Annotated in this window: 12 protein-coding genes; 9 read left to right on the top strand and 3 right to left on the bottom strand. The window is 68.0% G+C overall.

The features are described 5' to 3' along the window. Positions 1-17: 17 nt before the first annotated feature. A complete protein-coding gene (gspF, locus tag BLR29_RS19050) occupies positions 18-1,235 on the top strand; it encodes a type II secretion system inner membrane protein GspF (protein ID WP_092138581.1) in 1,218 nt (405 codons plus the stop codon). Between the two features lie 165 nt (positions 1,236-1,400). Here the strand turns inward: gspF and BLR29_RS19045 are convergent, their stop codons facing one another. Next, positions 1,401-2,855: an NYN domain-containing protein gene (locus BLR29_RS19045; protein ID WP_092138580.1), complete on the bottom strand. Its 1,455-nt coding sequence runs from the start codon at positions 2,853-2,855 to the stop codon at positions 1,401-1,403. 323 nt (positions 2,856-3,178) lie between these two features. Between BLR29_RS19045 and BLR29_RS19040 the strand changes: the two genes are divergently transcribed. Further along, complete coding sequence (locus BLR29_RS19040; protein ID WP_092138579.1) at positions 3,179-6,772, top strand: indolepyruvate ferredoxin oxidoreductase family protein; 3,594 nt, start codon at positions 3,179-3,181, stop codon at positions 6,770-6,772. An 81-nt stretch (positions 6,773-6,853) separates the two neighbouring features. Here BLR29_RS19040 and BLR29_RS19035 read toward each other — a convergent pair whose 3' ends face one another. Then, entirely contained in the window at positions 6,854-7,468 is a 615-nt protein-coding gene (locus BLR29_RS19035; RefSeq protein ID WP_092138578.1) for an HD domain-containing protein, read from the bottom strand. 142 nt (positions 7,469-7,610) lie between these two features. Between BLR29_RS19035 and BLR29_RS19030 the strand changes: the two genes are divergently transcribed. The 5 genes from BLR29_RS19030 (at position 7,611) to BLR29_RS19010 (ending at position 11,458) form a co-directional block, all read left to right on the top strand. Continuing rightward, the gene (locus BLR29_RS19030; RefSeq protein WP_092138577.1) at positions 7,611-8,030 is read left to right on the top strand and encodes a GNAT family acetyltransferase; all 420 of its coding nucleotides are present in this window, start codon (positions 7,611-7,613) and stop codon (positions 8,028-8,030) included. Between the two features lie 38 nt (positions 8,031-8,068). Further along, positions 8,069-8,419, top strand: coding sequence for a GFA family protein (locus tag BLR29_RS19025; RefSeq protein ID WP_092138576.1), 351 nt, complete (start codon positions 8,069-8,071; stop codon positions 8,417-8,419). A gap of 26 nt (positions 8,420-8,445) precedes the next feature. Then, complete coding sequence (locus BLR29_RS19020) at positions 8,446-8,856, top strand: VOC family protein (RefSeq protein ID WP_092138575.1); 411 nt, start codon at positions 8,446-8,448, stop codon at positions 8,854-8,856. A 187-nt stretch (positions 8,857-9,043) separates the two neighbouring features. Then, positions 9,044-10,288, top strand: coding sequence for an MFS transporter (locus BLR29_RS19015; RefSeq protein WP_092138574.1), 1,245 nt, complete (start codon positions 9,044-9,046; stop codon positions 10,286-10,288). Between the two features lie 54 nt (positions 10,289-10,342). Further along, positions 10,343-11,458 (top strand): MFS transporter, encoded by a 1,116-nt coding sequence (locus BLR29_RS19010; protein WP_092138573.1) that lies wholly within the window; start codon positions 10,343-10,345, stop codon positions 11,456-11,458. An 87-nt stretch (positions 11,459-11,545) separates the two neighbouring features. Here BLR29_RS19010 and BLR29_RS19005 read toward each other — a convergent pair whose 3' ends face one another. Then, a complete protein-coding gene (locus BLR29_RS19005; RefSeq protein WP_092138638.1) occupies positions 11,546-12,424 on the bottom strand; it encodes a DODA-type extradiol aromatic ring-opening family dioxygenase in 879 nt (292 codons plus the stop codon). Between the two features lie 375 nt (positions 12,425-12,799). On the opposite strand from BLR29_RS19005, the gene BLR29_RS19000 reads away from it, so the two are divergent. After that, the gene (locus BLR29_RS19000; RefSeq protein WP_369804654.1) at positions 12,800-13,099 is read left to right on the top strand and encodes a hypothetical protein; all 300 of its coding nucleotides are present in this window, start codon (positions 12,800-12,802) and stop codon (positions 13,097-13,099) included. Between the two features lie 186 nt (positions 13,100-13,285). Then, entirely contained in the window at positions 13,286-14,596 is a 1,311-nt protein-coding gene (locus BLR29_RS18995; RefSeq protein WP_092138571.1) for an MFS transporter, read from the top strand. Positions 14,597-14,629 lie beyond the last annotated feature (33 nt).

The following is a 14,629-nucleotide window of genomic DNA, read 5'->3' as shown; positions in this document are numbered from 1 at the left end:
AAGGGACAGATCGCAGCATGCCCGCCTATCGCTACGAAGCCGCTGACGCCACCGGCCGCGCCGACCGTGGTGTCATCGAGGCCGACAGCCCGAAGCAGGCCCGCACGCAACTGCGCGCGCGCGGCCTGACGCCGATCACCGTCGACCCGCTGGCCGGTGCCGGCCTGGCGCCGCGCAGCGGCAGCGCCATGCTGATACGCCGGCTGAGCACGCAGGAACAGGCGCTGTTCACCCGCCAACTGGCCAGCCTGATCGTCTCCGGCCTGCCGCTGGACGAGGCGCTCGGCGCACTGGCCGATCAGGCCGAGCGCCAGTACGTGCACGAACTGCTGGCCGGCATCCGCGCGGAAGTCATGGGCGGCAGCTCGCTGTCCGTCGCGCTGGCGCAGCATCCGAAGGACTTTCCCGATATCTACCGCGCGCTGGTTTCCGCGGGCGAGCACTCCGGCCATCTTGGCGTGGTGCTGGAGCGGCTGGCCGGCTATATCGAGTCGCGCAACGCGCTGACCGCGAAGATCCGCCTGGCGTTCACCTACCCGGCCATCGTGACCGTGGTGGCATTCGCCATCGTGATCTTCCTGCTGTCGTACGTGGTGCCACAGGTGGTCAGCGTCTTTGCCAACACCAAGCAAAAGCTGCCCACGCTGACGATCGTCATGCTGGCGCTGTCGGACTTCGTGCGGAACTGGTGGTGGGCCGCGCTTGCCGTCATCGGCGTGGCGGCGCTGATCGTGCGCAGCCTGCTGCGCCAGCCCGACGTCCGCCTGGCCTGGCACCGCTGGCTGCTGACCGCGCCGCTGGTCGGCAAGCTGATTCGCGGCTACAACACGGCGCGGTTTGCCAGCACGCTGGCGATCCTGGTGTCCGCCGGCGTGCCGATCCTGCGCAGCCTGCAGGCGGCCGGCGAAACGCTGACCAACCAGGCGCTCAAGACCAACGTGGACGATGCCACCACACGCGTGCGCGAAGGCTCGTCGCTGGCGCGCGCGCTGGCCGCGCAGAACCAGTTCCCGCCGGTGCTCGTGCACCTGATCCGCTCGGGCGAGGCCACCGGCAACCTGCCGGTGATGCTGGAGCGCGCGGCCACGGGCGAAAGCCAGGAACTGGAGCGTCGCACGCTGTTCCTGACCAGCCTGCTGGAGCCGTTGCTGATCCTGACGATGGGTGTGGTGGTGCTGCTGATCGTACTGGCCGTGCTGATGCCGATCATCGAGATCAACCAGCTGGTACGGTAGGCCGGGGCTCGGGAGAGCGGAGCGCGGAGAGCGAAAAAAAAAGCAGGAAGCGGGAGAGCGGTCCGACGCCGGCGCTGCATGCACCGGCGTGGTTCTTCCCTTGCTGTGGTCCGGTGGCCGCCAGCCGCGCGGCCTCTTACGCCGCTGGTGCGGCGGCGCCGGACATCACTCCGCGGCCTTCTTCGCCGGAGCCCGCTTGCGCGGCGCGGCCTTGGCCGGCTTGCTGGCGGGCGTGTCCCCGGACTTTCTGGCGGTCTTGCTGGCGGCCTTCCTCGGAGCAGCCTTCCGGGCCGCCGGCTTGGGCGCCTCGGCCTTTTCCGGCCTGGGCAGTTCTGCCTTTGCCGTCTCCGCCTCTGCCGGCGCCACGCCCCCATCCATCTGAGCCGACAGCACCGTCGTACCCGGCGCCGCAAACACCGACTGGTCGATCGGCCACGGCTTGTCGCTCAGTGCCACGTCGGGCCGCCTGGTGCGATTGCCTCGGCCGTTCGACCTGTCTTCCGGTGCGTCCAGGGCTTCCGAAATCAGCGTGGATGCCGAGCCCGCGCCATCGTCCTCGTCTTCAGACGCCGCCGAGAACACCGGCGCGGGTTCGGGAATCGCGTCGAACTCCACCACCGGCGCAGGGGTTTCCACCGGCGGCACCGGCTGCGCCACCGTGGCGGCCGGCAGCGGTTGCGCCTGGGGTTGGGGTTGGGGCTGGGGTGCCGGCGTCGGGCGGCGCGGCTCGTTCTGCTGGCCGTAGCCCTGCGGCGGACGCTGCTGGCCTTGCTGCTGTCCCTGTTGCTGACTTTGCTGGCCCTGCTGCTGGCCCTGCTGCTGGCCCTGCTGCGGCTGGCCACCGCCCTCGCCCTTGCCGCGCTTCTTCAGCCGTACCCAGATGGTCTTGTTGTTGCCGCCGTTGCGCGTCTCGACCTCGAACAGCCCGGTCGCCGCCACCAGCTCCGAGAGCTTGCCGTAGCCATAGTTGCGCGAGTCGAATTCGGGCGCCGTCTTGGCGATGTGGTTCCCCATGCCGCCCAGCGTGGACCAGCCGTCTTCGTCCGATACCGCCTGCGAAGCGGTCTGCAGCAGGCGCACCAGCCGCGAATCCTGGCGCAGCTCGTTGGGATTGCGCCGGCGGGCCGGCGCGGTGGCCCCCTCGGCCTCCGTGTCCGTGTCCGTATCGGCGTCCCCGCGCAGCACGTCCGAATAGATGAACTTGTCGCAGGCGGTCACGAACGGCTTGGGCGTCTTGCGCTCGCCAAAGCCGTAGACGATCAGCCCCTGCTCGCGGATACGCGACGCCAGCCGCGTGAAATCGCTGTCGCTGGAGACGATGCAGAACCCGTCGAAACGGCCCGTGTACAGCAGGTCCATCGCGTCGATGATCATCGCGCTGTCCGTGGCGTTCTTGCCCACGGTGTAGCGGAACTGCTGGATCGGCTGGATCGAGTGCGACAGCAGGCGTTCCTTCCAGCCCGCGAGGTTGGGCTTGGTCCAGTCGCCGTAGATGCGCTTGACGGCGGCCACGCCGTACTTGGCCACCTCCGCCAGCAGGCCTTCCACGATGGCGGGCGCCGCGTTGTCGGCATCGATCAGCACAGCCAGGGTTGCGCCCTGGCGAGGGGAATTGGTCATGTTCGATATGAAATAAGCGGTGCGGGTTGCACCATGCCGGGGTACCGGCGGTGTGGCGCACAGGCGTCATTCGCCCGGCCATCGGGCGGGGCTGCGTGCCAGCTGGATGCAACGCAGTGTACACGCGTGGCGCCGGTGGCTACGGGAAATCACGGGGGTATCAGGCCCGTTTTATGCTGCATCGCACGGTACCGCGGCCGCCACGCCGGTGCTACCATGCCGCGCAGAGACACGGCCGTCCAACGCCCCCACAAGGGACCGAATACGGTTGCCCACAACTGATGTGTCGGTGATCCCGACAGCATGCCCCTAGAGGAGCACTCATGAATGCCCCCCTGACCCCTCCGGTCAGCGACGCTATCCGTCGCGCGCTCGAAAACGTTTCCCTCGAAGACAAGTACACCCTGGAGCGCGGCCGCATCTATATCAGCGGCACGCAGGCCCTGGTACGGCTGCCGATGCTGCAGCAGGAACGCGATCGCGCCGCGGGACTCAACACCGCCGGTTTCATCTCCGGGTACCGCGGATCGCCGCTGGGTGCCCTGGACCAGTCGCTATGGAAGGCCAAGAAACACCTTGCGGCGCACAACGTCGTATTTCAGGCCGGCCTGAACGAAGACCTCGCCGCCACCTCCGTGTGGGGATCGCAGCAGGTCAACATGTACCCCGACGCCAAGTTCGATGGCGTATTCGGCATGTGGTACGGCAAGGGCCCGGGCGTGGATCGCACGGGCGACGTGTTCAAGCATGCGAATTCGGCCGGATCGAGCCCGCACGGCGGCGTACTGGTCCTGGCTGGCGATGACCACTCGGCCAAGTCCTCCACGCTGGCGCACCAGTCCGAGCACATCTTCAAGGCCTGCGGCCTGCCGGTGCTGTATCCGTCCAACGTCCAGGAATACCTCGACTACGGCCTGCACGCCTGGGCCATGAGCCGCTATTCGGGCCTCTGGGTCGCCATGAAGTGCGTGACCGATGTGGTGGAATCGTCGGCTTCCGTGGAGCTGGATCCGCACCGCGTGCAGATCACCCTGCCCGAGGACTTCATCCTGCCGCAGGGCGGCCTGAACATCCGCTGGCCGGACCCGCCGCTGGAACAGGAAGCCCGCCTGCTGGACTTCAAGTGGTACGCGGGCCTGGCCTATGTGCGCGCCAACAAGCTGGACCGGATCGAGATCGATTCGCCGCATGCGCGCTTCGGCATCATGACCGCCGGCAAGGCGTACCTGGATACGCGCCAGGCCCTGTGCGACCTCGGCCTCGACAACGAGACCTGCGCGCAGATCGGCATCCGCCTGTACAAGGTTGGCTGCGTCTGGCCGCTGGAAGCACACGGCGCGCGCGCCTTTGCCGAGGGGCTGCAGGAAATCCTGGTGATCGAAGAAAAGCGCCAGATCATGGAGTACGCGCTCAAGGAAGAGCTGTACAACTGGCGCGACGATGTGCGCCCCAAGGTCTACGGCAAGTTCGACGAACGCGACAACGCGGGCGGCGAATGGTCGATCCCGCAGAACAAGTGGCTGCTGCCGGCCCACTACGAGCTGTCGCCGGCGATCATCGCCAAGGCCATCGCCACGCGGCTGGAAAAATTCGACCTGCCGGTGGACGTGCGCGCCCGCATCGCGGCACGCCTGGCCATCATCGAGGCCAAGGAACGCGCGCTGGCCACGCCGCGCGTGACCGCCGAGCGCAAGCCGTGGTTCTGCTCCGGCTGCCCGCACAATACGTCGACCAATGTGCCCGAAGGCTCGCGCGCGCTGGCCGGCATTGGCTGCCACTACATGACCGTGTGGATGGACCGCAGCACGAGCACCTTCAGCCAGATGGGCGGCGAAGGCGTGGCGTGGATCGGCCAGGCGCCGTTTGCCGGCGACAACCACGTGTTCGCCAACCTGGGCGACGGCACCTACTTCCACTCCGGGCTGCTGGCCATCCGCGCGTCGATCGCCGCGGGCGTCAACATCACCTACAAGATCCTCTACAACGACGCGGTGGCCATGACCGGCGGCCAGCCCGTGGACGGCCAGCTGTCCGTGCAGGACATCGCGTACCAGGTGTCCGCGGAAGGCGCGAAGAAGATCGTCATCGTCACGGACCAGCCGGAGAAGTACAACGGCGCGATCAAGCTGCCCGAAGGCCTGACCGTGCATCACCGCGATGAGCTGGACCGCATCCAGCGCGAACTGCGCGAGGTGCCGGGCTGCACGATCCTGATCTACGACCAGACCTGCGCCACGGAGAAGCGCCGCCGCCGCAAGCGCGGCACGTTCCCCGATCCGGCACGCCGCGCGTTCATCAACGACGCGGTGTGCGAAGGCTGTGGCGATTGCTCGGTCAAGTCGAACTGCCTGTCCGTGGAACCGCTGGAGACCGAGCTGGGCACCAAGCGCCAGATCAACCAGTCGTCGTGCAACAAGGACTTTTCGTGCACCAACGGCTTCTGCCCGAGCTTTGTGACGGCCGAAGGCGCGCAGGTCCGCAAGCCGGCGGCGCACGGGGTGTCGATGGACAGCCTGCCCGCACTGCCGGAGCCGACGCTCCCGCCGCTGCGCCGCGCATTCGGCGTGCTGGTCACCGGCGTGGGCGGCACCGGCGTGGTGACAATCGGCGGCCTGCTCGGCATGGCGGCGCACCTCGAAAACAAGGGCGTGACCGTGCTCGACATGGCGGGCCTGGCGCAGAAGGGTGGCGCGGTGCTGTCCCACGTGCAGATCGCGGCGCGGCCCGATGACCTGCACGCGACGCGCATCGCCATGGGCGAGGCCGACCTCGTGATCGGCTGCGACGCCATCGTCTCGGCGACCGACGAAGTCATCTCGAAGACGCAGGCCGGCCGCACGCGGGCCGTGGTGAATACCGCGCAAACCCCCACCGCCGACTTCATCAAGAATCCGAAGTGGCAGTTCCCGGGCATGTCGGCGGAACAGGACATCCGCAATGCCGTGGGCGCCCAGTGCGACTTCATCAACGCCAGCGCGCTGGCCGTGGCGCTGATCGGCGACGCGATCTACACCAACCCGCTGGTGCTGGGCTACGCCTGGCAGAAGGGCTGGATCCCGCTGACGCTGGAAGCCCTGGAGCGCGCCATCGAGCTGAACGGCGTGTCGGTGGACAAGAACAAGGCCGCGTTCGACTGGGGCCGCCACATGGCGCATGACCCCGAGCACGTGCTGTCGCTGACCGGCAAGCTGCAGACGACGGCCGAAGGTGCCGATGTGGTGAAGCTGCCGACGTCGTCGGGCGCGCTGCTGGAAAAGCTGATCGCCAACCGCGCGGACCTGCTGACCCAGTACCAGAACGCCGCCTATGCGGAGCAATACCGCGAAGCCGTCAATCGCGTGCGCGCCGCGGAATCCGCGCTGGTGGGTTCGGGCAAGCCGCTGCCGCTGACGGAAGCCGCCGCGCGCAACCTGGCCAAGCTGATGGCGTACAAGGACGAGTACGAGGTGGCTCGCCTCTACACGGACCCGGTATTCCTGGACAAGCTGCGGGCCCAGTTCGAAGGCGAACCCGGCCGCGACTACCAGCTGAATTTCTGGCTGGCGCCGCCGATCATGGCAAAGCGCGACGACCAGGGCCATCTGGTGAAGCGCCGCTTCGGGCCGTCGACGATGACGCTGTTCCGGATCCTCGCGAAACTCAAGGGCCTGCGAGGCGGCGTGCTCGACATCTTCGGCAAGACCGAGGAGCGTCGCACCGAACGGGCACTGATCGGCGAGTACCGTGCGCTGCTGGCGGACCTGTCGGCCGGTCTGACGGCGGCCAACCACGGCGCGGCCATCGCGCTGGCCAACCTGCCGGACGACATCCGCGGCTTCGGCCATGTGAAGGAGAACAACCTGAAGGCCGTGCGCGGCAAGTGGGCAAAGTTGCTGGAGCAGTTCCGCAATCCGCAGGCGGGACAGCAGGCTGCCTGAGGGGTGCATCATCGATGCCCGGGAGACCGGGCAAATGAAAACGGCGCGGGCCAACACCCGCGCTGTTTTTGTTTGGCGGCCTTACTCCGCGCGCGCGAGCGTCTGCTCGCCGGGCTTCACATACATCGAGTTTCTCGGCGCGCTCATCACCCGCCGCACCATCGGCTCGAAGAATTCCAGCGGCAGCGTGTCGTAGTCGGGCATGAACGCGGCGGCGTCGTACTTGCGGCAGAAATCGGCCGTGCGGTCGAACAGGTCCGGCTGGCTGCGGAACTGCTCGCGCAGGTTGCGATCCAGGCCCAGGTGATGGAAGAAGTAGTAGCCCTGGAACACGCCGTGTTTCTCCACCATCCACAGGTTCTCCGCGCTCACGAACGGCTTGAGGATGGCCGCGGCGATGTCGGGATGGTTGAAGCTGCCAAGCGTGTCGCCGATATCGTGCAGCAGCGCGCAAACCACGTACTCCTCGTCCTGCCCGTCGCGGTGGGCCAGCGTGGCGGTCTGCAGCGAATGGGTCAGGCGATCCACCGGAAAGCCGCCGCAATCACCATCGAGCAGGCGCAGGTGCGCCAGCACGCGGTCCGGCAACGCCCGCGCATAAGGCATGAACTCCGCCGAGATGGCCGCCCAGTCTTCCCGGGTGCCCTGTTCCATGTGGCGGAAGGTGGCGCGCGCGGGCGCGTGGATGTCGCTCATGGTGTCTCCTGTGGGATGTTGTTCTCAGGTGTTGCCGGCCATTGTGACAGCGCCGCAGCGGATACACTGTCAATCGCTTAACAATGTCGGTAAACGCCCGCGCTGCAATGCAGCAGTGGTCGCTTCCGCCCTCCTCCTTCCCATGCTGATCCGCGCATATCGCCTCGCCGATGAACCGGCCGTCGTGGCCCTCTGGCAAGCCTGTGGCCTGACCCGGCCCTGGAACGACCCGCATCGCGACATCGCCCGCAAGATGACCGAGCAACCCGAGCTGTTCCTCGTCGGCGAGACCGACGGGCGCGTGGTGGCATCGGCGATGATCGGCTTTGACGGCCATCGCGGATGGGTCTACTACCTGGCTGTCGACCCGGGGTTTCAGGGCCGTGGCTACGGGCGTATGCTGATGGCGCGCGCGGAGGCGCTGCTGATCGAACGCGGCTGCCCGAAGATCAACCTGCTCGTGCGAGAAGGCAATGACGCCGTGATGGCGTTCTACGACAAGCTCGGCTATGGCCGCGACGCCGCGGTCAGCCTGGGCAAGCGGCTGATCCCGGACCAGTGAGCGGGCGGGGTCGGATGACGACAACATCAGGAGACCCCATGACGACTTACCAGGGAAGCTGCCATTGCGGACGCGTCGCCTTCGAGGCGGACGGCGAGATCACCTCGGTCCTGCAATGCAACTGCACGATCTGCCGCCGGCGCGGCCATCTGCTGTGGTTCGTGCCCAAGGCGCAGTTCCGGCTCAAGACGCCGGACGAGAACGCGTCGACCTACCGCTTCAACACGATGAAGATCGCGCACCGCTTCTGCCCGGTCTGTGGCTGCGGCCCCTACGCGGAGGCACAGGACCCGCAGGGCAATGCCATGGCCGGGGTCAACGTGCGCTGTGTGGATGGCGTGGACCTGGGCAGCCTCAAGATCGTCGAGTACGACGGCCTGCACAAGTAGGCCAAGAGGGAAGGAGGCAAGTCGCCATGTTCCGCATCGCCGGCATCGATCACCTGGTCCTGCGCACGGCGGATGTGCCTCGCCTGGCGCGGTTCTATGTGGACGTACTGGGCTGCACCCTCGAGCGCGAGCAGCCCGATTTCGGGCTGACCCAGCTACGCGCCGGCAACGGCCTGATCGACCTGGTGTCGCTCGCCGGCCCGCTCGGTCGGGCCGGTGGTGCCGGGCCGGGTGCCGAGGGCCGCAACCTCGACCACTTCTGCCTGCGCATCGATCCGTTCGATGCCATAGCGATCTTTGAACACCTGCGCATTCATCGCATCGATGCCAGCCCCGTCGAGCAGCGGTACGGCGCCGAGGGCCGGGGCCCTTCGATCTATGTGAAGGACCCGGACGGCAATACCGTCGAGCTGAAGGGTCCGCCGACATCGGCATAACCGGCATCGCGGCAACATGGCCGGCAACGCCTGGCCGTGGGCATGGCTGCATGGCTGAGTGGAGGCGTGGTGCGCGAACGACGCCCGCCAAGTGGCTTGGCGTAGGCATCCGGCGACCGGGCCGATACAATTTCCGCTTCTTCCATCGCACCGCCACCGGCGCTCCCCCACCTGCGCCGGGCGCGCCATGACTGCTCCTGCCGACCCCGCCGTACCCACCGCTGCGCTGCCACCGCGCCATATCGTCTGGACCCTCGGCCTGACCGAGGTCATCAGCTGGGGCACCCTCTACTTCACCTTCACCGTCTTCATCGACCCGATGCATCAGGCGCTGGGCTACGGCAAGCCGTTCCTGGCCGGGGGCTTTTCGCTGGGGCTGCTGGTCTGGGCCCTGTGCTCGTTCGCCGTGGGCCGGCTGCTGGACCGCGTGCCGGCACGCAAGGTGATGAGCGCCGGCTCCGTGCTCGCCGCCATCGGGCTGCTGCTCTGGGCGTGGTGTCCGACCCCGGCGATGTTCCTGCTGATGTGGATTCCGCTGGGCCTGGCGATGGCTTCCACGCTCTACGAACCCGCGTTCGTCGTGCTGCGCCAGGCGTACGGCGACGGCTACCAGAAGCCGATCGTCCACGTGACACTGCTGGCCGGCTTTGCCAGCACCGTGTTTATTCCGCTGGCCCAATGGCTGGTGCTGCATCTGGGCTGGCGCCCGACGCTGGTGGGATTCGCCGCGCTCAACCTGTTCGTCTGCGCGCCGCTCCATGCGCGGCTGCGATTCGCGGTGCACGCCACCTACGCGCCCGTGCAGGCCGGTGGCCCGCTGGCCGGGGCGGGCGCCCCCGGCATTGCCCGCATGACCCTGCGCCAGCCCGTATTCTGGGCCGTGGTGCTGGCCTTCACGGCCACGGCGGTGATTGCGTCCCTGCTGGGCGCGCACCTGATCCCGATGCTCACCGAGAAGGGCATGCCGCTGGGCCAGCAACTGATCGTCGCCGCGCTGATCGGCCCCGCCCAGGTGGCCGGGCGGCTGGCCATGGCGCGGCTGCCGATCCATCATCCGGTGCGGCTGTCGATGCCGGTCTATGTCGTGATGAGCATCGGCCTGCTGTGCCTGGCGATGGGCCACGGCTACTGGCTGATGCTGGCGGCCGTGCTCTATGGCTGCGCCAACGGCGTCAACACCATGCTGCGCGCGATGGCCATGCCGGAGCTGATCTCGCGCCACCACTACGCCACGCTGAACGGGCTGATGATGACGCCGGTGCTGCTGATGCAGGCCGTGGCGCCGTGGTTCGGCGCCCTGCTGTGGCGCGCGGCCGGCGGCTACTGGCTGATGCTCTGGGTCATGGTGGCGCTGGCGGCGGGCGCCCTGCTGGCGTTCGGCTTCGCGCTGCATCGGCGTGGCCTGCTACGCCCCGGCACTCAGTCGGCATAAGCGGTGGTATCGGTGCCCTCCCCCCTGGCGGTCTCCCGCGCCACGCGCGGCACGATGGCGCTGTTCTTCGTCAATGGCGCCACGTTCGCCACCTGGGGCGTTCACATTCCCACCATCAAGGCGCGTTTTGGACTATCGGACGCCATGCTGTCGTTTGCCATGCTGGCCGTGGCCGGCGGCGCGATCCTCGCCATGGGCCCGATTGGGCGCTGGGTGGCACGGCTGGGCAGCGCGCGCGCATCGATGCTGGGCGGTATCGCCTTTGCCGTCGCAACCATCGCGATCCTGGCCATGCCCGCCTTTGCGCTGCTGCTGCCGATGCTGCTGCTCTTCGGCATGGCCAACGCCGCGTTCGACGTGGCCATGAACGCGCAGGCCGCCACGGTGGAGGCCAGCCGCACGCGGCCCGTGATGTCCGCGCTGCACGGCATGTTCAGCCTCGGCGGCATGCTCGGGGCGGCTTTCGGCGGCCTGATGCTGACACTTGGCGTGCCGCCGCTGGTGCATGCGGCACTGATCGCCGCCATGACCGCCGCCGTGGCAATCGGCATGGCACCGCGGCTGATGGCCGACCATCCGATGCCGCCGACGGCCGATCACCATCGCGAACACGCCACGCGCGCGCTTTGGCTGCTGGGGCTGATGGCGTTCCTGGGGCTGGTCGGGGAAGGCGCGATGTACGACTGGACCAGCGTCTATATGCGGGACGTAGCCGCAGCGCCGCTGGGCTGGATCAGCTTCGGCTATGCCGCGTTTTCGGGCGGGATGGCCTGCGGCCGGTTTGGCGGGGACCGCCTGCGCGCGCGTTTTGGCGATGCCGACACGCTGACCGGCAGCGCCTGGCTCGGATTTGCCGGCATCGCGCTGGCGATTGCGGTGCCGCTGCCGCTGGCCGCGCTGGTCGGCTTCAGCCTGATGGGGCTGGGCGCGGCCAACATGGTGCCGATCTTCTTCGTCGCGGCCTCGCGCCTGCCCGGCGTGGCCCCGGCCGAGGCCATCGCGCGCGTGGCGCGGTTCGCCTACGTGGGGCTGCTGCTCGGGCCTGTGCTGATCGGCGGCGTGGCGCATGTGGCCGACCTGCGGATCGGCATCGCCGTGGTGGCACTGACGATGGGTTGGATTGCGCTGTTCGGCGCGCGCTCAGCCCGCCAATACCTGATTCGCCGTTAGAGCTTGCTTCCATCATGGAAAAGGCGGCCGAGGCCGCCTTTTTCGTTCCCGGCGAAGCGCCCGGGAGTCCAGCTCAAGTCGCCCCGGTCAGGCTGCCTTGTCCAGCCGCACGTGCCCCGCGCCCATGCCGTCGAACACGAAGGTGTCCATGGCCAGCACACCGTAGGTCACCTCATCCGCCACGCGGGCTACCTGGGTCTGCCCCGTCGAGGCCGCTCGCGGGCCGATGGCCGCGCCCAGCGTCACGTATAGCGGCAGCAGGTGCTCGTCGGTCGGGTGCGCCCGGCGCGCATAGGGAGCCTGGGCGCGATAGTCGGCGATCCGGCTGACGTCCCCGGTGGCCAGCGCCTCGTCCAGCGCATCCAGCATCCAGCCGCGAAAGGCATCCACGTACGGCTCGGTTTCCGGTCCGTGCTGGGCCTTGCGGCCGCCGCCGAACACTTCCTGCAGGTTGTGGGTAAAGCTGCCGGAGCCGATCACGAGCACGCCTTCCTCGCGCAGCGGCGCCAGCGCGCGGCCGATCTCGATCTGCATGGCCGGCGTCAGGTACGGGTTCAGCGCCAGTTGCACGACGGGCACGTCCGCCTGCGGGAAGAAATGGCGCAACGGCATCCAGGCGCCGTGATCCAGCGGGCGATCCTCATCCTCGGCGACAAACCCGGCCCCGGGGATGGCAGCGGCCTCGACCAGCGCCTTCACGCGGGCGGCCAGCGTCGGGGCGCCGGGCGCGTCGTAGCGCAGCGCGTAGAGCTCGCGCGGGAAGCCACCGAAGTCGTGCCAGGCCTCCTGCCGATTGCGGGTGCTGACGGCCAGCGTGCTGTAGATCCAGTGCGCCGAAATGACCAGCACCGCCTTGGGGTGTTCCGCGCGCAACCGCTCGCCCAGCGCATCGAAGGCGGCGCCGGTCGGTCCGGGATCGATCGCCAGCATGGGAGAACCGTGTGACACATAGAGAGCGGGAAGCATGGTCGTGACCTTCAAAGGCTTTGTGCGTATGCCTGAAGTCTGGCAAAGATGCGCCCGTCCGGCGAAAGCCGATTGCGGATATATCGTGCAAAAAACTTGAAGCTCCCCCCGGCACTTATCGGGTGCCGGGCACGACGCGTTGGATAGCGCACACAGTCCACGTGGGATTGCCGCCCGCGAGCGGCAGGCGCAAGGCGAATCGGCCTATGATGATGACAGGGAGCCCCATGGCTCACCGCGCCAGGCCGCCCCACTAGTCGACCGGCGCGGGAGCGCTACCCACAACGCAAGATGCGCCCGCCTCGGAACCGGGCGGTCAGCTGGAGAACCCCCGTGGTAAAGCGCAATGCACACCGGCACGCCTTGCCCCACGCCCTGTGGTGGCAGCCCGGCGTCTACGGCAGCGGCCCGGCTGTGCTGCTGTGGATCGTCGCACGCTTGCCCGCCGACTTGCTGGCCGAACTCTTCCGCACCCCGTCCGCCGCCGCCCTGTTCAATCATGCCGGGGATACGGTCTTTGTGGTCGGCTGGCTGGCCAGCGCCGCCTGGCTCTGGTTCACGCGCAAGCGTCCGGAAACCGGGCGCCCGGATGCGGTGGCCAACGCCGCGCCCAAGTTGCCCTCCGCGCCCCCCGCGCGCCGCGATCACGCCACGAACGGGCGGCGTCCCGGCTAACACCTCCGTTCCGGCCACTCTGGCCACTCTGGCCACTCTGCCCGCTCGTAGCGCCCATTGCTCTCCCACGTGCCCTTGAGCCGACTTCTCGGGTGCGATGTAAGGAATCGCTTAAGATGACGCCTCGCGCCGCCGCTCGCAGAAGCGGGGGCATCCACCGGTTCCTTCATCGTTGTCAAAAGCGCCATGTCCGTCATCGCCGCACCTGCCCACGAACTCACCAAAGCCACCCGACGACGCGCGATCATCGCCGCGACCATCGGCAATGGCCTGGAATGGTTCGATTTCACCGTCTACAGCTTCTTCGCCGTCATCATCGCCAAACTGTTCTTCCCCACCGGCGATGACCTCACCTCGTTCCTGCTGACCGTCGCCACCTTTGGCGTCGGCTTCTTCATGCGTCCGGTCGGCGCCATCGTGCTCGGCGTCTATGCCGACCGCGTGGGCCGCAAGGCGGCGCTGACGCTGACGATCCTGCTGATGGCGCTGGGCACGGCCATCATCGGCCTGGCGCCCACCTACAATTCGATCGGCCTGTGGGCCCCGGCGCTGATCGTCGTGGCCCGGCTGATCCAGGGCTTTTCCGCCGGCGGCGAGGTCGGCGGTGCCACGGCCTTCCTGATCGAACACGCCCCCGACGAGGAGCGTGGCGCGTACGCCAGCTGGCAGCAGGCCAGCCAGGGCATCTCGTTCATGCTGGGCGCGGCCATGGGCGCGCTGGTGACCAACGGGCTGGACCAGGCGCAGATCGACGCCTGGGGCTGGCGCATCCCGTTCCTGTTCGGCCTGCTGATCGGGCCGGTGGGCATGTACATCCGCTCCCACCTGGAAGAGCCGCCCGAGTTCGAGGCGCGCCGGGCCGAGCGCAACGCCAGCAAGGTCAAGTTCTCGCCGCTGTCACAGGTCCTGCGCGACCATCCGCGCGAGGTGCTGGCCGGCCTGGGCGTGACCATCCTGTGGACGGTCTGCACCTACGTGCTGGTGTTCTACATGCCGTCCTACGCCAAGCAGCAGCTGGGGCTGCCGCTGGGCGCCACGTTCCAGTCCACGGCCATCTGTGGCGCGATCATCCTGGTGCTGTGTCCGCTGATGGGCATGCTGTCCGATCGCGTGGGCCGCAAGCGCATGCTGGGCACCGTGGCGCTGATCATCGGCGTGCTGGCGTACCCGCTGTTCCACTGGCTCAATGTGTCGCCGACCACGGCCACGCTGCTGCAGGTGCAGGTCGTGCTGGGCATCCTGCTGGCCGCCTTCACGGGCCCGGCCCCGGCGGTGCTGGCGGAGCAATTCCCGACCGAGGTGCGCTCCACGGGCCTGTCGCTGGCCTATAACTTCGCCGTGACCATCTTCGGCGGCTTTGCCCCGCTGATCGTCACGTGGCTGATCGAGTCGACGCACAACAAGCTGGCCCCCGCGTACTACGTGATCATCGCCGCGGCCATCAGCTTCGTGGCCCTGGTGTTCATGCACGACCGCACCGGCAAGAAGCTCGCGTAAGCTCGCCGTTGCGACCGCAAAAAAGCCAACCCG

Origin of the sequence: Cupriavidus sp. YR651, assembly GCF_900101625.1 — a bacterium.
Classification (GTDB): domain Bacteria; phylum Pseudomonadota; class Gammaproteobacteria; order Burkholderiales; family Burkholderiaceae; genus Cupriavidus.
This window is presented reverse-complemented; position numbering and strand designations above follow the sequence as displayed.